This is a genomic window from Acidisoma sibiricum (assembly GCF_057837225.1).
In genome coordinates this window covers 2,382,590-2,400,065 of the sequence record NZ_CM174445.1, presented here as the reverse complement: position 1 = coordinate 2,400,065, position 17,476 = coordinate 2,382,590, and the positions used below count along the sequence as shown (strand labels likewise).

The following is a 17,476-nucleotide window of genomic DNA, read 5'->3' as shown; positions in this document are numbered from 1 at the left end:
TCAATGGGTTACAGGATAGAAGAAAGGGTCTTGTTTTGCGGGAGCGAAAGGCGCGATGACTGGAAATCTGTATCGGAGCCCTCCATGAATCACATCACCCCCAACGCGCCCGTTCTCGACAATTTTTGGATGCCCTTCACCGCCAACCGGCAGTTCAAGGCGGCCCCCCGCCTGCTCGCCGGGGCTGAGGGCATGTATTACACCGATGTCGACGGCAATAAGATCCTGGACGGCACCGCCGGCCTGTGGTGCTGCAATGCCGGGCACGGCCGCCGCAAGATTGCGGACGCTGTGCAGCGCCAGCTCATGAGCCTGGATTTCGCGCCGACCTTCCAGATGGGCCACCCGATCGTATTCGACTTCGCGGCCAAGCTTGCCTCCATGGCGCCGGGCGGGCCGGAGGCGAAGCTCGACCGCATCTTCTTCACCGGTTCCGGTTCCGAATCGATCGATACCGCGCTGAAGATCGCCATCGCCTATCAGCGCGCCATCGGCCAGGGCACGCGCACCCGCGTCATCGGGCGCGAAAAAGGCTATCACGGTGTCGGCTTCGGCGGCATCTCGGTCGGTGGTCTCGTCAACAACCGCCGCGTCTTTCCGCAGATCCCGGCAGCCCATATGCGCCACACGCTGGATGTGGAGCGCAACGCCTTCACCAAGGGCATGCCCGAACAGGGTGCGGATCTGGCCGATGATCTGGAGCGTCTGGTCGCACTGCATGGCGCCGAGACGATCGCCGCCGTGGTGGTTGAACCGATGTCGGGCTCGGCCGGCGTCATCCTGCCGCCGAAAGGCTATCTGGAACGTCTGCGCGCCATTGCCAGCAAGCACGGCATCCTGCTGATCTTCGACGAAGTCATCACCGGCTTCGGCCGCCTGGGCACGCCGTTCGCGACGGATTTCTTCGGCGTGGTGCCGGATCTTGTCACCACCGCCAAGGGCATCACCAATGGCAGCCTGCCGATGGGCGCGGTCTTCGCCGGCCGCCATGTCTATGACGGGCTGATGACCGGGCCGGAGAACGCCATCGAGCTGTTCCACGGCTATACCTATTCGGGCCATCCCGTGGCCTGCGCCGCGGGCCTGGCGACCATGGAAATCTATGAGGAAGAAGGCCTGCTGACGCGCGCGGCTGAGATTGCGCCCGAATGGGAGGCCGCTTTGCATTCCCTCAAGGGCCTGCCGAACGTCATCGATATCCGCAATCTCGGCCTGGTCGGCGCCGTCGAACTCGCCCCGCGCACCGGTGCCCCTGGCACCCGCGCCTATGACGTCTTCGTCGACTGCTTCCACAAGGGTCTGCTCGTGCGGGTGACGGGCGATATCATCGCCCTCTCCCCGCCGCTCATCATTGAGCGCGCGCAGATCGGCACCATCGTCTCCATCCTGGGTGACGCGCTGAAGCGCGCCGCCTAATTTACGCTCAGCAGGACCGGCCCCCTCGCGGCCGGTCCTGGCCACTCCCATATAGCGAAGTCCCCAGCCGCGCCGGTGCAACACCCGGCGCGCGAAGCCTGTCGTTTCAAGGATAGTACGATGCCGCTGATGAAATTCCACATCGTCAAGGGCAGCCGCAGCCCCGACGCGCTGAAGCTGTTTCTCGATACCGCGCATGACAGCATGGTGCGCTCCTTCGGCGTGCCACCGCGCGACCGCTACCAGATCGTGCAGGAACACGAGCCGACGCATTTCATCGCCCAGGATACCGGCCTTGGGATTCCGCGGACAGAAAACTTCGTGCTGCTGGAAATCGTCTCCCGCCCGCGCACGCAGGATGAGAAACGCACGTTCTATGCCAATTTCTGCGCCGATCTGAAGGCCGGCTGCGGCATTGAAGCGACGGACGTGATGATTTCCTTCGTGCAGAACACGGATGATGACTGGTCCTTCGGCCTGGGCCGCGCGCAGTTCGTGGAAGGGGATCTATGAACCCTTCCCACATTCTTCCTGCGGGCTATGAGATTTCAACCGATCCCGCGCGGCTCGACCTTGATGCCATCCATCGCTTTCTGAACGAAGACAGCTACTGGGCGGGCGGCATTCCGCGCGATGTCGTGCAACGTGCCGTCGAGAACTCGCTGTGCTTCGGTCTCTACCAGGGAAAGGCCCTGGCCGGCCTCGCCCGCGTCATCACGGATAAGGCGACCTTCGCTCTCGTCGCCGATGTCTTCGTGCTGCAAAGCCATCGCGGTCAGGGCCTGTCCAAATGCCTGATGCAGAGCGTCATAGCGCATCCTGACTTGCAGGGACTGCGGCGCCACCTGCTGATGACCGCGGACGCCCATGGCCTCTATAGCCAGTTCGGCTTTCAGCCGCTGAGCACGCCGGGCCGTTTCATGGAGATTCTGAAGGCCGACATCTATCGGGCGGCATAGGCGTTTCAGCGCCGGCCCTTAGGCCGGGTTGCGAGGACATTCTTGATCGAAAAGCTGGAATGGATGCGGGAGACGCCGGGAAGGGTCGAGAGCACTTCCTTATGGATGCGCTCAAAGGCGCCGGCATTGGCAACTTCGACGCGCAGGAAGTAATCCGACCCGCCGGTCATCAGATAGCATTCCTGGATTTCAGGATGCTTGCGGACAGCAAGCTCAAAGCGGTTGAGGTATTCCTCGGTCTGCCGCTCCAAAGTGATATTGATCAGCACGGCAATACCCTGCTCGGCGGCCCCCGTTTCGACCAGCGCGGTATAGCCGCGGATGACGCCGGCATTTTCCAGCAATCTGATCCGCCGCAGGCAGGCCGAGGGGGAGAGGCCCACCTCCTCGGCCAGCTGCGCATTGCTCATGCGGGCATTGACCCGCAGCAGGCGCAGGATGTTGCGGTCTATGGCATCGACGGAGGACATGCAGAATCTTCCAAACTGTCGCAGTTCCGTCTAATCGGCACGGTTCATTCGCATAATCAAGCGTAGATTCGTCGGAATTTCCGCGTTTATTGTCCTAACCTGCAGGAACACAGACCGGATCGCAACAGCCATGGACAGTATCGACTGGCGCACGCTGATGAATGCCGAAACCGCGGGCTATCCCGGCACTCTGGTGATCGATCTTGCCGCGCTGCGCCGCAATTACCAGCGGCTGGTGGCCCTCGCCGCCCCGGCCCGCGTTTCCGCCGTGGTCAAGGCTGACGCCTATGGCCTGGGTGCCGTCCGTGTTGCCGAAGCGCTGGTGGAGGCCGGATGCCGGCATTTCTTCGTGGCCCAGGCCGGTGAAGCGATCGCGCTGCGTCCGCATCTGCCCGATGACGCGCAGATTTTCGTGCTCAACGGATTGCTGCCGGGCGCGGAAGCGGCTGTCGCCGCGGCCCATATCACGCCCGTCATCAATTCCTTCGCCCAGCTCGGTCGCTGGCAGGCCCAGGGGAAGATTGAAGGCCGCCGCCTGCCGGCCGTGCTGCAATTCGATACCGGCATGTCCCGCCTGGGTTTCGCGCCCGCAGACCGCGCAGCGCTGCATGCCGCCATCGCTGAGATGCCGGAGATCGAGATTCTGTATGTCATGAGCCATCTCGCCTCGGCGGATGAGCCGGGCAGCGCCCAGAATGCCGGCCAGCTGACCGAGATGCGCAAGGTCGCCGCAGAATTCCCCGAGATTCCGCTCTGCTTCGCCAATTCCGGCGGCATTCTGATGGGGGCGGATTACCACGGCGCCCTGGCCCGCCCGGGCGTGGCCCTTTATGGCGGCGCGCCGCATGCCGGGGCCGCCAACCCGATGGAGCCGGTCGTCAGCCTCTCCATCGCCGTCGTGCAGACCCGCAGCGTGCCCGCCGGAGCGGCGGTCGGCTATAGCGGCACCCATGTGACGACCGGCGAGACACGGCTCGCGACTCTCGCCGCAGGCTATGCGGACGGGCTGCTGCGGTCGCTCAGCGGGCGCGGCGCCGTCTATTTTCAAGGCCAGCGCCTGCCCATCGTCGGCCGTGTTTCGATGGACAGCATGACGGTCGATATTTCGGACCTGCCCGAGGACGCGCTGGATCTCGGCAGCCTGGTCGAGGTCATCGGCCCCAGCCAGACGCTGGAAATGCTGGCGGCCGATGCCGGCACCATCGCCTACGAAATTCTCACCAGCCTCGGCCATCGCTACCGCCGGGACTATCGCTGACACTCTGACCTTTGGACGCAGCATGAAGATCACTGTTCTCGGCGCCGGTGTGGTCGGTGTCACCACGGCCTATCAGCTTGCCAAAGCCGGGCATGACGTGACGGTCGTGGACCGGCAGACAGGTCCGGCGCTGGAAACGAGCTTTGCCAATGCGGGCGAAGTGTCCTTCGGCTATTGCGGCCCCTGGGCCGCGCCGGGTATTCCGCAGAAGGCGCTGAAATGGCTGTTCATGGAGCATGCGCCGCTCATTCTGCGGCCCAAGCCCGATTGGGCGATGATTACCTGGCTGCTCAAGATGCTCGCCAATTGCTCGGGCCCGCGTTACGCGGTCAACAAGGGCCGCATGCTTCGCCTGGCCGATCTGTCGCGCGAAGCGCTGGCCGAGGTGCGGGCCGAGACCGGCATCGCCTATGATGAGCGCATGCAGGGCACGCTGCAGCTTTTCCGTAAAGACGAGCAGGTTGAGGCATCAGCCAAGGATGTGAAGGCGCTGGCCGCCGACGGCATTCCCTATGAGGTGCTCGACACAGAGGGCTGTATCCGCGTGGAGCCCGCGCTTGCCCAGGTGCGCCACAAGATCAAGGGCGGGTTGCTGACGCCGAAAGACGAAACCGGCGACTGTTTCAAATTCACCAATGCTCTAGCGGAAAAAGCCAAAGCGCTTGGCGTCAGCTTCGTCTTCGGCAGCAGCATCAAAGAAGTCGTTGCTTCAGGCGGCAAGGTGGAAGCGGTCGCGACCGACCGGGGCACCATCACGACGGACGCCGTCGTCGTCTGTCTCGGCAGTTTTTCCCCATTGCTGCTCAGCCGCTTCGGCCTGAAACTGCCCGTCTATCCGGTGAAGGGCTATTCGCTGACGATCCCGATTGTCGATGCCGGGCTTGCCCCGGAATCGACCGTCATGGACGAGACCTACAAGATCGCCATTACCAGGCTGGGTGATCGCATTCGTGTCGGCGGCATGGCGGAGATTTCCGGCTTCACCACGGATCTGCCGGCGGCCCGGCGGCGCACGCTGGAATATTCGGTCAGCGACCTGTTCCCCGGCGGAGACCTGTCCAAAGCCAGCTACTGGTCGGGCCTGCGGCCGATGACGCCGGACGGGACACCGGTGATCGGCGAGACTCCGATCACCGGCCTTTATCTCAATACCGGCCATGGCACGCTGGGCTGGACCATGAGCTGCGGCTCGGCCCGCCATATCGCGCAGGTCATCGGCGGTCAGAAGACCGATCTGGCGCGCGAAGATTACGCGATCGCCCGCTATCACTGACGGAAAGGCGGCGCCACAGACCAGCGCCGTCAGCCTTCCGGTCCAGCTAAGGGTCGGTCACGTCCGGGGAGTGAGGGGACAGGTTCACGCAGGCTTTCCGCCGCTCTCCCCCGGAGTAAATCGGCTGTTCGCTCAGTATCCGACGACTGGTGTGTCGGTGACCTTGGGCGCCAATGCAGCAACAGGTTGCATGGGCACTGTTATCATCTGCGGATAGGTCCAGGCCGACCCGCTAACCGTCGACTCGATAGCCCCATTGAGCAGTACGGCTTCCATGTTGACCGAAGACTTCACCATTTCGTTTGCCGGAACAAATCCATCTTTCGTGCATTCAATGTCGAGATTTTCAGATCCGAGATGCACGCTGACGGACCCTGGCGTTGTGACGAACCAAGTGCCCTTCTTATTATGGAGCTGACACTGTGCTCCTGGTAACCAGGAGTTTCCAGCGATGGTCTGAACACTGACGGATTCATGGTTGTCGACACAGGCGCTTAAAAAAAGGGACAGAAGCCCGAGCCCGGATAAGGACAGACAGGCTCTCATTATACGGTCCCAATTTTTATTTTATTAGTAACAAGCATAGTTTAATTGCTTCGACAAGGCCGGAGGCCTGTCGTGAACTTTCGGGGCAGCGTCTCCATCGCGCCCGCGGCACCAGGGCACCGGAGACGATCCGCGCGATGCGCCGGGCCTTTACAGCATTCTATGAGGGGTTTGGTCTGCGTCAGCCCCCTACCGCTGACGAAAGGCGACGGCGTGACAGCCGCCGCCCGTCACCGGTTTTAGAAACGCTCAGCGACCATCTCTTCGCTTTTCGCCCAGAGTGCCTTCGCATTGTCAGGATCAAGCGCATAGGCCCGGATGCCGCCCATGATCTGCGGTCCATCGCTCGGTTCCGCCACATGGCAATCTTCGCAATAGAGGCCGCCGACTTCTTCCGCGGGTGCCACGACACCGGCCCAAACCGAGGTCGCAGCCCCCTGAGGAATCGTCTTCCACTGGAAGGGCGGCAGCCCGGCAGCACGGTTCTGCTCCTCGAGCTGCTTGACCAGTCCTTCGATCGCTTCCTGACCCAGATGGCGGCCAAGCTCCGTCTGAATGACACCGGGATGCACGGCCGCTGCCCGCACGCCCCGCGCCTTGTGACGGCGGTCGAATTCCACCGCGAAGAGGATATTCGCGGTCTTCGACCGGCCATAGGCGCCGAATTCGGTGTATTCGGTATGCTCGAAATTCGGGTCTTCCAGGTTCACGTCCGAAAAGCGATGGCCGGAGGAGGCCAGATTGACGAGCCGCCCGCCCGGCTGCAGCAGAGAGGCAATGCGACCCACGAACACGAAATGCCCCAGGTGATTGGTCCCGAACTGCATCTCAAACCCATCCGCCGTAAAACTCTTCGGGCAGGCCATGATTCCAGCATTGGCGATGATGAGGTCCAGCGGCTTGCCGTCTGCCACCAGCCTGTCCGCCGCCGCGCGCACGCTGGCAAGCGAGGCCAGATCCATCTGCAGCAGCGTGATGCCGGGAATGCCCGCCGTCGCCCGCTGCCCCTTCTCCACATCGCGCACCGTGCCGATGACCTCGGCGCCATGGGCCGCCAGCGCCCGGGCCGTTTCGACACCGAGACCGGCCGAAACACCCGTGACCAGCACATGCTTGCCGGCAAGATCGATGCCCGCCAGCACGTCATCCGTCGTCGAAGTCGCACCAAAGTGTTGAGCCATCTTGGCCTCCTGTTGTCCGGTCTCACTGAGACCCGGGGGGTACATCCGCCGCATGCGCCCGATGATCGGCAAAACCTTTGCCTGGAAGGCACGCATGATATAAACGGAGGATGTCTCCGCTTTTTATACGGAGGGTTCCTCCGTTTAGCAAGAGAGATTTCGCCGTGACCGGTCCAGCCCCCACCCGCAAGCCGCGCGCCGACAGCCAGCGCAACCGGGAAAAGCTGCTGGAAGTGGCGGCCGCCACCTTCACGGAACTCGGCAGCGACGTGAGCCTGGAGGAGATCGCGCGCCGCGCAGGCGTCGGCATCGGCACGCTGTATCGCCATTTCCCGAACCGGGACGCCATCATCGCCGATGTCTACCGGCGCGGGGTTGGGCAGTTGGCCGCCGCCGCCGCCGCCCTATTGGAAAGCCATCCGCCGCTGGACGCCCTGCGCGCCTGGATGGAATTGCTGGTCGATTATATCGCCGCCAAGAAGGTGATGGCCTCGGCGCTGAATGCCATGCCGGGCGGCACGACCGCACTGTATGCCGCGTCAGGTCCGCTCATCCTCAACGCCATCACGCTGCTCGTGGATCGCTGCAAGGCCGCGGGCGCGGTGCGGCCGGATGCTGAAGCATCCGACCTGCTTCTGGCTTTGGTCGGCGTCGCCTATAGCAGCCCCAGCCCGGACTGGCAGGCCGCCGCCTTGCGGGTGGTCGATATTCTGATCGCCGGGCTGAAGCGAACAGAGGCCCGCTAGAGGGCAGCCGCAATGGCGCGGGCAGCAGGCACGGCCAGGCTCTCCGCCAGACCGGCGATGCCGCAAAGCAGGCCAGGCCGCCCGTGCCCCAGATGCATGCTGGACAGCGCCTGCGGACCGTAGCCTGCCGCGCGGAGCGCCTCGGCCACAGCCACGTCATGCTGCGTTCTGTCCTTGAACCACACAGCAAGCTGCAAGCCGCCGGTGCCGGGGCCGGGCTCAAGCTTGTCTCCGCAACACTGCTGCACAGCGTCGCGGAAGGCCGCCATGCGACCGGCATAGACCGGCGTCATGTGCCGGATATGGGCGCGGAAATGGCCATCGCGCAGAAACTCCAGAAACGCCGCCTGGATATGGATCGGCACGGACAGGCCCAGCATCCGCACGGCCTGCTGTGCGGCATCCAGCAAGTGACGCGGCACCACGGCATAGGCAAGCCGCACGCCCGGCGCCAGCACCTTCGACAGCGTGCCGAGATAGGCCACGACCCCCGCCTGATCGATCCCCTGCAAGGCCGCGAGCGGCCGGCCGTCGAACTGGAATTCGCTGTCATAGTCGTCTTCCAGAATAAGCGCGCCGGCCTTTTGCGCAGCGGCGAGCAAGGCCAGCCGCCGCGCCAGGGTCATGGTCACGCCGGTCGGGTATTGGTGCGAGGGTGTCACATAGATCAGCCGCGGCGCGGGCCTGGCTGATGCGAGGTCAAGCTTCATGCCGGCATCGTCCACGGCCACGGGGACAAGCTCGGCACCCGCATCCTGCAAAATCTGCCGGGCACTGAAATAGGCCGGTTCTTCGATCCAGGCGGCACGCTGGTCGGGCCGCGCCCCCCGCAGGGCCACACGCGCCAGCAGCGCGATGGCGGACCGGGTGGAGGGAAACAGAATGAGCTGGTCGGCGCCGGCCACCACGCCGCGACTGACCGCGATATGGGCGAGGATCGCCTCGGCCAGTGCGGGCAGGCCCAGCGGCGCGCCGTAGCCGAGATCAGCGCCAGAGACCCGGCGCGCATGCGTGGCCAGCATCCGCGCCCAGATGGCGGCCGGAAAGGAGGCGAGATCCGGCACGCCCGGCGTCAAGGGCAGCAGCGGCAGGGGCGCGACCGCACGCGGCGGCAGAACCGTGGGCGTGCCCGCGATCGGTGAGGCAATGGAAGCCACCCGGCTGGCCCCGCCCGCCGTGCTGGCAAGAAAGCCCTCGGCCTTCAGCCGCTCATAGGCGTGGACAACCGTGGACCGCGCGAGACCGAGCGAGACAGCCAACTGCCGGGTGGAGGGAAGACGCGAATCGGCGCGCAAAGCCCCGCTCAGAATCCGCGACCGCAGACCGCGGTAGAGCTGGCCTTCCAGATCGCCCGCTGCGCGGTCGATGGCGATGAGGGCTGTCTTGGCATCTGACGCCAACTGGTCTGCTCATTTTGTTAGAACTGGCGTTAGCTACCATACCAAAGACGCGGCAATCTGCGAAGGCATAAGGAGCCTGACCAATGTCCGACACTGCTTTTCCCGTCACCGGCCGCAACCGCGTCCGTCGTGAACATCACCGCGGCAGCTACGACAAGGACGCGGTCTATGCGGTGCTGGATGCCGCCCCGCTGTGCCATGTCGGCTATGTCATCGATGGCGCGCCCTATGTGACGCCCACCCTCCATTGGCGCGTCGGCGACCGGCTGTACTGGCACGGTTCCGCCGCCAGCCGTTTTCTGCGGGCGTCCGCAGACATGCCCGTCTGCCTCACCGTCAGCCTGATGGACGGTTTTGTCCTCGCACGCTCGGCCTTCAATCACTCGGTGAATTACCGCTCCGTCATGGCCTTCGGCACCGCGCGCCTGGTCGAGGACACGACGGAGGCGGCCGAGGCACTGCGCGATTTCACCGAAGGGCTGTTCCCCGGACGATGGGAGACGCTGCGGCCGATGACGGCGCAGGAGCTGAAGGCGACTTCGGTGCTGTGGATGGAGATTGAGGACGCCGCCGTGAAAACCCGCAGCGGGCCGCCGGGTGACGCGGCGGAAAGCGACGTGCCCGTCTGGGCCGGCGTCATTCCGATGCGGACCCAACTGGGCGCAGCCCAGCCGGCGCCGGAATTGCCTGCCGATTGCGTGCTGCCCGCACCGCTCGCGGACCTCATCGCCTCCGGCCGGCTGCGCTGAACGGCCTCCTACAAGTGATCCCGCGGGAATGACTGGTCGTAGACCCGCTGCACGACCAGTTCCCCGTTCTCGAAGGCGCGAACAGTGCCCGTCATGCGGAACACGTCCACCGTGCCCGTCATCTCCGTCTCCGTCTCAATGCGAATGCGCCAGCCGTCGCGGCCGAGCGCGAAATATTGGGAAATTGCGGAACGCGCCGATAGCGGATCATCCGCCTGCACGGTGAGCGTGCGGGTAAGGCCGTGGTCTTCCATCAGGTCAATGTCGTCGAAGCGGAAGACGCCCTCACCGAAAAGGCCGCCCTCCCCCACCGTCACATAGGTCGCGGTATCGGTCAGCGTGTCGATGGTGACGCTGCGGGCGAGCCGGCTTTGGCTAAGTTGCGTGATGGGTGCGAAAGGCCCATGCGCGGGCGCTTCAAATGCGACTGGAATCCGGGCGGCATCGCGCGCCCGGACCGGCAGCGTGAAACGGCTGCCTGCGAGGTTGATGGTCAGCGTCGCGGCGTCCGGCGCCGGCCATAGGATGGGCCAATAGGCTGTCGAGATCGCGAAGCGGATGCGATGGCCTGCGGCGAAGCGATGACCGCAGATCTTCAACCGCAGCCGCACGGGGGTCGCCTCCCCCACCGGCATCGGCTTTGGCTCTGCCGAGCCGTCGCGATGGGCGAGGTTGAGCACGCCATAGCTGATACGCTGGCTGGCGCCATCGGGTGAGACATCGCAGAGCCGCACGGCCATCTGCGCCAGCGGCTTGTCACTGCTGACGAGAAAGTCCGCCACGGGATGGCCAAGAATTTCGATATCCTCGGCCAGGGGCTCCGTCTCGAACACGAGCGACAGCCCATCGTCGCCGCGCTGATCGCCCGGCATATCGCCGATGACGCCGGTGCCCATCCATTCGCCGCAGGCCGTGCCGGTATAAAGCGGCGAGCGGATCGCGCAGCTGCCCGCATCTGCCCTGGCAGCAAGGCCGCCGCTCAGTTGCGGAAAGAACGGCCTGTCCGCAATCGCGGGGCTGGGCCAGGCGGCCTCACCGCGCCAGCGCCCGAGCGCCACAGGCTTGGTGGAGGAGATAGGGCTTTGCCCGTCTTCCACGAAGGCGCGCAGCATGGGCTCCGCCATGATGCCGCGATCCTCGCTCTTCAGCCAATGATCCCACCAGCGCGTCGCTTCCTGCAGGAAGCCGATGGCGGGCGTCGGCACGCCGTCCTGCGGATAGATATGCGCCCAGGGGCCGATGATGCCGAGGCGCGGCACCTTCAGATTCTCCAGCAACTCCGGCACCGCATTGGTGTAGCTATCGGCCCAGCCGCCGACCGCCAGGACGGGGCATTGTATCGCATGCCAATCCTCGCAGACCGAACCATGCTGCCAATAGGCGTCGCGCCGCTGATGCGCGAGCCACAGCGCCGGCCAGAAGGGCATGTGGTTGAGGCGCTTGATCCATTCCGCACGCCAGTCCTCCCCGCGCAGCAGCGGGTCCGCCGGCCGCGCCTGGAAGGCGAGCATGATCGCCCCCCACCAGTGATTGTCGTTGAGCAGGCCACCGCCCATGTAATGGATGTCATTCGCGAAGCGGTCGGTTGTGGAACAGACCGTGAGGATCGCCTTCAGGGCCGGCGGCCGCCGCATGGCGACTTGCAGGCAGTTGAAGCCGCCCCAGCTTTTGCCCATCATGCCAACAGCGCCCGAGCACCAGGTCTGCGCCGCCAGCCAGGCGATCACCTCCAGCGCGTCATCCTGCTCCTGTTTAAGATATTCGTCCTCCAGCAGACCGTCTGATTCGCCTGACCCGCGCATATCGACGCGAATGGCGGCGTAGCCACGGGCGGCGAAAAACCCGTGCATGGGCTCATCCCGCGCGCGCGTTCCGTCGCGCTTGCGATAGGGAATATATTCGAGGATGGCCGGCACGGGCTGGGCGTCCGCGCCATCGGGCAACCATAGACGCGCGGCGAGCCGCGTGCCGTCGCTGAGCGGCACCCACAGATGCTCGGTCACCGTTACATTCATCAGTTTTCTCTCTTGAGCGATCGACACGGATCAGGCGAAGGCTGGTGCCGGGCCAGATCGCCAGACATCGCGCCGGGCCAAAGCCTCGTCCAGCCAGTCGGTCCGCATCTCGGGCACCGAGAGCAACAGCTTCTTGGTATAGTCATCGGGCGGGGAAGCGAAGATATCGGCCGTCGGGCCTTCCGCCACCATCTGCCCTTTCAGCATGACGACGACCCGATGCGCGATGCGCTTCACGGTGCCAAGGTCATGGGTGATGAACAGGTAGGAGACGCCCAGCTCATCCTGCAGTTTCTTGAGCAATTTGAGAATTTCTTCCGCGACCAGGGGATCGAGCGCCGATGTCACTTCATCGCAGATGACGAGTTCAGGACGGGCGGCGAGCGCGCGGGCGATGCAGATGCGCTGCTTCTGGCCACCGGAGAGCTGGCCCGGAAAGCGCTCGGCATAGTCCAGCGGGAGCCCCACCAGCGTCAGCAGCTCATCCACGCGCGCCTTGACGGCCGCGCCCGACAGTTTCTCGAAGAAGGCCACCGGCCGGCCCAGAATGGCGCTGATCCGCTGCCGCGGATTGAGCGCGATATCGGGCAGCTGATAGATGAGCTGAATGCGCTGACGCTGTTCCAGGCTGCGGTTTTTGAAGGAGGGCGGCAGCGCCGTCTCGCCGAAGCGGAAAACGCCCGAGGCCGCCTCAATCTGGCCGACGGCCGCATAGGCGAGCGTCGACTTGCCTGAGCCGGATTCGCCCACGACAGCCACCGTCTCACCACGGCTGACGGTGAAGGAGATATCGCGGACCGCCGTGACGGGCCCGTATTTGACGCTGACACCATCAACTGACAGCACGGTCTTGTCCCGCGCCGCCTCGGCCACGCCCTGACCGCTCATCGCCGCACGCCGTTCCGCGACCAGCGCGGTCGTATAGGCCTCCCGCGGGGCGAGCAGAATGTCGCTCGTGGTGCCGGTCTCCACCATGCGGCCATGGCGCAGTACCATGATGCGGTCTGCGATCTGCGCCACCACCGACAGATCATGGGTGACATAGAGGGCAGCCGTATTATGCTCGCGGATCAATTCCCGCAGCTTGGCCAGAACTTCGATCTGCGTCGTCACATCCAGCGCGGTCGTCGGCTCATCCAGCACCAGCAGATCCGGCTGGCAGGACATCGCCATGGCCGCCATGGCGCGCTGCAGCTGCCCGCCTGACGCCTCATGCGGATAGCGCTGGCCGAAGGTCTCAGGCTCCGGCAGATCAAGAGCCGCGAACAGTGCGATCGCCTTGGCCTCCGCCTCGCGGCGGTTCATCAAGCCGTGGCGGATCGGCCCCTCGCAGACCTGCCGCATCAAGGTCATGACCGGATTGAAGGCGGAAGCCGCGCTTTGCGCGACATAGGCGACGCGCACGCCCCGCAGGCCACGCCTGCCGTCCGCCGTGAGCTTGCGGATATCCTGCCCCGCGAGAAGGATCTCGCCGCCGGTGATGCTGCAACCGGCCCGCGCATAGGCGAGCGGTGCGAGGCCCAGCGTCGATTTGCCAGCGCCCGATTCACCGATCAGCCCCAGCACCTCGCCCCGGCGCAGATCGAGATCGATGCCATCCGTCAGCACGTTGCCGTTGCTGGCTTCGACGCGCAGTCCCCGGATCTGCAGCAGCATCGTGTTATCCACCGTATCCATCGCCTAAATCTCCGCCCCGGCGCCGGACGGCAAGGCGTGGATGGACAGCAGCCAGTCCACCACCAGATTGACGCCGATGGTGACGACGGCGATGGCGCCTGCCGGAAACAGCGGCGCATAGCCGCCGAAGCTGATGGCCTGGGCATTGTCATGCACCATGCTGCCCCAGTCGGCGGCCGGCGGCTGAATGCCGAGGCCGAGGAAACTCAGCGAAGCGATGAAGAGAAAGGTAAAGCAGAAGCGCAGGCCGAATTCGGCCACCAGCGGCGGCAGCGCATTGGGCAGGATTTCGCGAAAGATCACCCAGCCGACGCCTTCGCCGCGCAGGCGCGCCACCTGCACATAATCCATCACCGTGATGTTCATCGCCACCGCCCGCGCCAGGCGAAACACCCGCGTCGATTCAAGCACGGAAATGGTGATGATCATGATCGGGATGGAGGTACCCAGCACCGCGAAGACCATGAGGCCGAAGATAAGGATCGGCATGGCAAGCAGAATATCGACGAGGCGGGAGATGACCTGGTCGATCAGCTTCGTGGTGGACGCCGCCACAAAGCCGAGCCCGACACCGATGATCATGGTCAGCACGGTCGCGATCAGCGCGATGCTGACCGAGGTCCGGCCTCCATAGATAAGACGCGACAGCATGTCGCGGCCGATACTGTCGGTACCCAGCCAATCATGCGCATTGGGCGTATCCCAGACGCCGCCGACTATCTTGGTCTGCGGATAGGGGGCGATCCAGGGCGCGAAGACAATCATGATCAGGGCGGCGAGCACGATGATGCCACCCAGATAGGCGGTAAAAGGGATGCGGCGACCGGCGATTTTCATGACCTATCCCCCTTCCTAATGCCGCTTGCGGCCGCGCAGCCGCGGATTGGCGAGTGAGGCGCAAATATCGGCAATGGTATTGAGGCCGATGAAGACGATCGCAAAAACGAGGCCGCATGCCTGGACCGTCGGCAGGTCCCGCTTGGTCACCGCATCGACCATCAACTGCCCGACACCGGGATAGACGAAGACGACTTCGACAACGACGACGCCGACGACCAGATAGGCGAGGTTGATCGCAACGACATTGATGATGGGTCCCAGCGCATTCGGCAGGGCATGGTTCAGCACGACGCGGCTGCGCGACAGGCCCTTGAGGAAGGCGGTCTCCACATAAGGCGTGGACATGACCGCCAGCGTGGAGGTGCGCGTCATGCGCAGCATGTGGGCGACCACGACCAGCGTCAGCGTGATCGCCGGCAGGGTTGTCGCATCCACCCGGTCCCAGAAGCCCATCCCGTCATAGACGGTGGCGAGGCTCGGCAGCCAGCCAAGCTGGGAGGCGAAGATGACAATGAGGATGTAGCTGACGAAGAATTCCGGGAAGGAGATGGTGGCAAGGCTGATGATGCTTGCCGCCCTGTCCATGATGCTGCCTTCGCGGATGGCCGAGAGAATGCCCAGGCCCAGCGCCAGCGGCACGGCGATGATCGCGGCATAGCCCGCTAGGAACAGGGTATTGATCAGGCGCGGTATCAGGGCGCCCGCGATGGGCTCGCCGCTGGTCAGCGAATTGCCGAGATTGCCGTGGACCACGCCCCATAGCCAATGCAGGTAGCGCAGATAGGCGGGCTCGTTCAGGCCAAGCTTCGCCCGCAGCACCGCGAGCGCCTCAGGCGTCGCGGACTGTCCGAGCAGCGCGCTCGCGACATCGCCCGGCAGAAGCTGCGTGCCCAGATAGAGAAGAAGGGAGACGGCGAAGAGGGTCAGTACCCCCAACACCGCCCGCACGGCCACGAAGCGAAGAATGCCCAAGGCTCTGAACCCGCCCAGCCGTCAGCTCAGCCAGACTTTTTCGCCGATGCGCTGGCCCATGAAATCGAACAGCGGGTTCGGCTTCATGCCATGCACCTTGCTGGAGCCCGCTTCCAGATAGTCGATGAACATCGGGATGAGCGCGCCACCGGTCGACGAGATCATGCCCTGCATCTGGCCATACATCTCGCGGCGCTTGGATTTGTCGAGTTCGACGCGGGCGGCCAGCAGCAGCTTGTCGAAAGCCGGGTCCTTCCAGAAGGTATCGTTCCACGGTGCGTCGGACTTGTAGGCGATGGTCAGCATCTGGTCGGCGGTCGGCCGGCCACCCCAGTAGGAGGCGCAGAACGGCGCCTTCATCCAGATATTGTCCCAATAGCCGTCGGCCGGCTGCTGCTTAAGGTTGACAGTGATACCGGCGCCAGAGGCCGACTGCTGGAAAATCTGGGCCGCGTCGGTGGCGCCCGTGAAGGCGACATCCGAGACATCGAGATCGACGGACAAGGAGCTGAGCCCCGCCTGCTTCAGGTAGAACTTCGCCTTGTCGGGGTCATAGCTATGCTGCGGCAGAGTCGCGTCATAGAACTCATTCGTCACCGGGATCGGCTGGTCATTGCCGACATGGCCGTAGCCGCGCAGCACGGTATCGACGATCTGCTGACGATTGATGCCATATTTCAGCGCCATGCGGACATTGTTGTCCTTAAAAGGGCTGTCGGTGCAGTTCATGACAAAGACACCGTGCTGGCCGGCGGCGCTTTGGATGACATGCACCTTCGGGCGCTTCTTCAGCAGATCAACCGTGCGCGCATCCAGACGATTGATCGCATCGACCTGGCCCGACAGCAGGGCCGCGGTGCGGGCCGAGACGTCATTGATGATCAGCGTCTCGATGCTGTCGACATGGCCGCAGCCGGTCTTCCAATAGGGCCGTGTCTTTTTGGTGATGCAGCGCACGCCCGGCTCGTAATGTTCAAGAACGTATCCCCCGGTGCCGATCGGGTTTTTCCAGTCCGTGAAATCCTTCGGCACGACCAGCAGATGATAGTCCGAAAGCAGGAAGGGCAAATCGGCATTGCCCGAACTCATCAGGATCTGGATCTGGTTGGACGAGACTTTCTTGATATCGGTAATCGCGGTCAGCGTCGGCGCGGCCGGAGAGGATGACTTTCCGCGGTGAAGATTGATGGAATAGATGATGTCATCCGCATCCAGCGTCTTGCCGTTGGAAAAGGTGATGTCCTTCCGCACGTCGAAGATCCACTCGGCAGCACCGGGCTTGGCTTCCCAGTTGAGGAGGAGTTCCGGCGTTGCCTGGTTGTGCTCATCGATTTCGACGAGGCCGTTCATGATCTGATAGCCGATATTGACCGGCACCCATTCCAGATAGGTGGTGGGATTCAGACCGTCGGTTGTGCTGCCGCCGCCCATGCCGAGCCGCAAATGGCCGCCCGAGACGGGAAGATCCGCAGCACGGGCCTGCCCGAGCCAGGGAATGGTGGACAGACCTGCCGCCGCGCCCGCCATCGCGGTCGCATTCAGGAACTGACGCCGATCAATCATCGAATGAGGCTTACCCATATTCAGCTCCCGAGATGAGATGTCATTGGTTGTTGAACGCACGCGATGCACTCTTCATGCCTCACGAGCGGTCATGATCTGAACGCATATCTGATTTACCAAGCGTAGCGGTCTCAGCCCGGCGGGTCTTTGTCTGTTCACGACAGAGTGAAGGCGTGCAGCCGACAAGCCGGTGAACCGAGACCCCTGACCTCTCTCAAAAAGGCATCGGTTCGTGCAAATTTTGATGCTTTGGCGATGCCTGTTATTTATGCTGATCTCAGCCTTCAGCGTCGTGCTTGCGTTAAACGCTGAAAATTTAGGCTTTTGTCGCACAATTCCGCCCCTTAGGAGACGAGTGATGCGCCGCGTGCTGAAAAAGGCCTCAATGGTGGCTCTGGCTGCCGCCTTCGC

16 protein-coding genes are annotated in these 17,476 nt (G+C 63.8%); 7 read left to right on the top strand and 9 right to left on the bottom strand.

Annotated elements, in window-relative coordinates; all coding sequences use genetic code 11:
* The first annotated feature begins 84 nt into the window (after nucleotides 1–84).
* The 3 genes from aptA (at nucleotide 85) to AC3G7M_RS11335 (ending at nucleotide 2,375) form a co-directional block, all read left to right on the top strand.
* Complete coding sequence (gene aptA / locus AC3G7M_RS11345; protein ID WP_489212034.1) at nucleotides 85–1,416, top strand: omega-aminotransferase AptA; 1,332 nt, start codon at nucleotides 85–87, stop codon at nucleotides 1,414–1,416.
* A 120-nt stretch (nucleotides 1,417–1,536) separates the two neighbouring features.
* On the top strand, nucleotides 1,537–1,929 hold the full coding sequence (locus AC3G7M_RS11340) for a tautomerase family protein (protein WP_489212032.1): 393 nt from the start codon (nucleotides 1,537–1,539) through the stop codon (nucleotides 1,927–1,929).
* Complete coding sequence (locus tag AC3G7M_RS11335) at nucleotides 1,926–2,375, top strand: GNAT family N-acetyltransferase (RefSeq protein WP_489212030.1); 450 nt, start codon at nucleotides 1,926–1,928, stop codon at nucleotides 2,373–2,375. The genes AC3G7M_RS11340 and AC3G7M_RS11335 overlap by 4 nt, the downstream gene beginning before the upstream one ends.
* 5 nt (nucleotides 2,376–2,380) lie before the next feature.
* Here the strand turns inward: AC3G7M_RS11335 and AC3G7M_RS11330 are convergent, their stop codons facing one another.
* Nucleotides 2,381–2,845 carry an Lrp/AsnC family transcriptional regulator gene (locus AC3G7M_RS11330; protein WP_489212028.1) on the bottom strand — a complete coding sequence of 155 codons (465 nt, stop codon included), beginning with the start codon at nucleotides 2,843–2,845 and terminating at the stop codon, nucleotides 2,381–2,383.
* Between the two features lie 130 nt (nucleotides 2,846–2,975).
* Here AC3G7M_RS11330 and alr point away from each other — a divergent pair, with 130 nt between their 5' ends.
* Both alr and AC3G7M_RS11320 read left to right on the top strand, forming a co-directional pair.
* Complete coding sequence (gene alr / locus AC3G7M_RS11325; protein ID WP_489212027.1) at nucleotides 2,976–4,103, top strand: alanine racemase; 1,128 nt, start codon at nucleotides 2,976–2,978, stop codon at nucleotides 4,101–4,103.
* Between the two features lie 22 nt (nucleotides 4,104–4,125).
* Nucleotides 4,126–5,376, top strand: a complete 1,251-nt coding sequence (locus AC3G7M_RS11320) for a D-amino acid dehydrogenase (protein WP_489212025.1) — start codon at nucleotides 4,126–4,128, stop codon at nucleotides 5,374–5,376.
* A 132-nt stretch (nucleotides 5,377–5,508) separates the two neighbouring features.
* Here the strand turns inward: AC3G7M_RS11320 and AC3G7M_RS11315 are convergent, their stop codons facing one another.
* Both AC3G7M_RS11315 and AC3G7M_RS11310 read right to left on the bottom strand, forming a co-directional pair.
* Nucleotides 5,509–5,922 (bottom strand): hypothetical protein, encoded by a 414-nt coding sequence (locus AC3G7M_RS11315; RefSeq protein ID WP_489212023.1) that lies wholly within the window; start codon nucleotides 5,920–5,922, stop codon nucleotides 5,509–5,511.
* Nucleotides 5,923–6,161: 239 nt separating this feature from the next.
* A complete protein-coding gene (locus AC3G7M_RS11310) occupies nucleotides 6,162–7,103 on the bottom strand; it encodes an SDR family NAD(P)-dependent oxidoreductase (RefSeq protein ID WP_489212022.1) in 942 nt (313 codons plus the stop codon).
* Nucleotides 7,104–7,267: 164 nt separating this feature from the next.
* Here AC3G7M_RS11310 and AC3G7M_RS11305 point away from each other — a divergent pair, with 164 nt between their 5' ends.
* Nucleotides 7,268–7,849, top strand: coding sequence for a TetR/AcrR family transcriptional regulator (locus AC3G7M_RS11305; RefSeq protein ID WP_489212021.1), 582 nt, complete (start codon nucleotides 7,268–7,270; stop codon nucleotides 7,847–7,849).
* Here AC3G7M_RS11305 and pdxR read toward each other — a convergent pair.
* Entirely contained in the window at nucleotides 7,846–9,249 is a 1,404-nt protein-coding gene (pdxR, locus tag AC3G7M_RS11300) for a MocR-like pyridoxine biosynthesis transcription factor PdxR (protein ID WP_489212019.1), read from the bottom strand. The genes AC3G7M_RS11305 and pdxR overlap by 4 nt on opposite strands.
* Before the next feature lie 83 nt (nucleotides 9,250–9,332).
* On the opposite strand from pdxR, the gene AC3G7M_RS11295 reads away from it, so the two are divergent.
* Complete coding sequence (locus tag AC3G7M_RS11295; protein ID WP_489212018.1) at nucleotides 9,333–9,998, top strand: pyridoxamine 5'-phosphate oxidase family protein; 666 nt, start codon at nucleotides 9,333–9,335, stop codon at nucleotides 9,996–9,998.
* 8 nt (nucleotides 9,999–10,006) lie between these two features.
* Here the strand turns inward: AC3G7M_RS11295 and AC3G7M_RS11290 are convergent, their stop codons facing one another.
* Genes AC3G7M_RS11290 through AC3G7M_RS11270 form a run of 5 tightly spaced genes read right to left on the bottom strand, consistent with a single transcriptional unit; the run spans nucleotide 10,007 to nucleotide 17,083 of the window.
* Nucleotides 10,007–12,013, bottom strand: coding sequence for a CocE/NonD family hydrolase (locus AC3G7M_RS11290; protein WP_489212016.1), 2,007 nt, complete (start codon nucleotides 12,011–12,013; stop codon nucleotides 10,007–10,009).
* Between the two features lie 30 nt (nucleotides 12,014–12,043).
* Complete coding sequence (locus AC3G7M_RS11285; RefSeq protein WP_489212014.1) at nucleotides 12,044–13,690, bottom strand: ABC transporter ATP-binding protein; 1,647 nt, start codon at nucleotides 13,688–13,690, stop codon at nucleotides 12,044–12,046.
* Between the two features lie 3 nt (nucleotides 13,691–13,693).
* Nucleotides 13,694–14,527 (bottom strand): ABC transporter permease, encoded by an 834-nt coding sequence (locus AC3G7M_RS11280; protein WP_489212013.1) that lies wholly within the window; start codon nucleotides 14,525–14,527, stop codon nucleotides 13,694–13,696.
* 15 nt (nucleotides 14,528–14,542) lie between these two features.
* Nucleotides 14,543–15,502, bottom strand: a complete 960-nt coding sequence (locus tag AC3G7M_RS11275; RefSeq protein WP_489212011.1) for an ABC transporter permease — start codon at nucleotides 15,500–15,502, stop codon at nucleotides 14,543–14,545.
* Nucleotides 15,503–15,523: 21 nt separating this feature from the next.
* The gene (locus AC3G7M_RS11270; protein WP_489212010.1) at nucleotides 15,524–17,083 is read right to left on the bottom strand and encodes an ABC transporter substrate-binding protein; all 1,560 of its coding nucleotides are present in this window, start codon (nucleotides 17,081–17,083) and stop codon (nucleotides 15,524–15,526) included.
* Nucleotides 17,084–17,476: the final 393 nt, after the last annotated feature.

Excerpts from the sequence above, each read along its gene's own strand:
- aptA (WP_489212034.1), top strand. The coding sequence starts at position 85 with ATGAATCACATCACCCCCAACGCGCCCGTTCTCGACAATTTTTGGATG.
- AC3G7M_RS11340 (WP_489212032.1), top strand. The coding sequence starts at position 1,537 with ATGCCGCTGATGAAATTCCACATCGTCAAGGGCAGCCGCAGCCCCGAC.
- AC3G7M_RS11335 (WP_489212030.1), top strand. The coding sequence starts at position 1,926 with ATGAACCCTTCCCACATTCTTCCTGCGGGCTATGAGATTTCAACCGAT.
- AC3G7M_RS11330 (WP_489212028.1), bottom strand. The coding sequence starts at position 2,845 with ATGTCCTCCGTCGATGCCATAGACCGCAACATCCTGCGCCTGCTGCGG.
- alr (WP_489212027.1), top strand. The coding sequence starts at position 2,976 with ATGGACAGTATCGACTGGCGCACGCTGATGAATGCCGAAACCGCGGGC.
- AC3G7M_RS11320 (WP_489212025.1), top strand. The coding sequence starts at position 4,126 with ATGAAGATCACTGTTCTCGGCGCCGGTGTGGTCGGTGTCACCACGGCC.
- AC3G7M_RS11315 (WP_489212023.1), bottom strand. The coding sequence starts at position 5,922 with ATGAGAGCCTGTCTGTCCTTATCCGGGCTCGGGCTTCTGTCCCTTTTT.
- AC3G7M_RS11310 (WP_489212022.1), bottom strand. The coding sequence starts at position 7,103 with ATGGCTCAACACTTTGGTGCGACTTCGACGACGGATGACGTGCTGGCG.
- AC3G7M_RS11295 (WP_489212018.1), top strand. The coding sequence starts at position 9,333 with ATGTCCGACACTGCTTTTCCCGTCACCGGCCGCAACCGCGTCCGTCGT.
- AC3G7M_RS11290 (WP_489212016.1), bottom strand. The coding sequence starts at position 12,013 with ATGAATGTAACGGTGACCGAGCATCTGTGGGTGCCGCTCAGCGACGGC.
- AC3G7M_RS11285 (WP_489212014.1), bottom strand. The coding sequence starts at position 13,690 with ATGGATACGGTGGATAACACGATGCTGCTGCAGATCCGGGGACTGCGC.
- AC3G7M_RS11280 (WP_489212013.1), bottom strand. The coding sequence starts at position 14,527 with ATGAAAATCGCCGGTCGCCGCATCCCTTTTACCGCCTATCTGGGTGGC.
- AC3G7M_RS11270 (WP_489212010.1), bottom strand. The coding sequence starts at position 17,083 with ATGGGTAAGCCTCATTCGATGATTGATCGGCGTCAGTTCCTGAATGCG.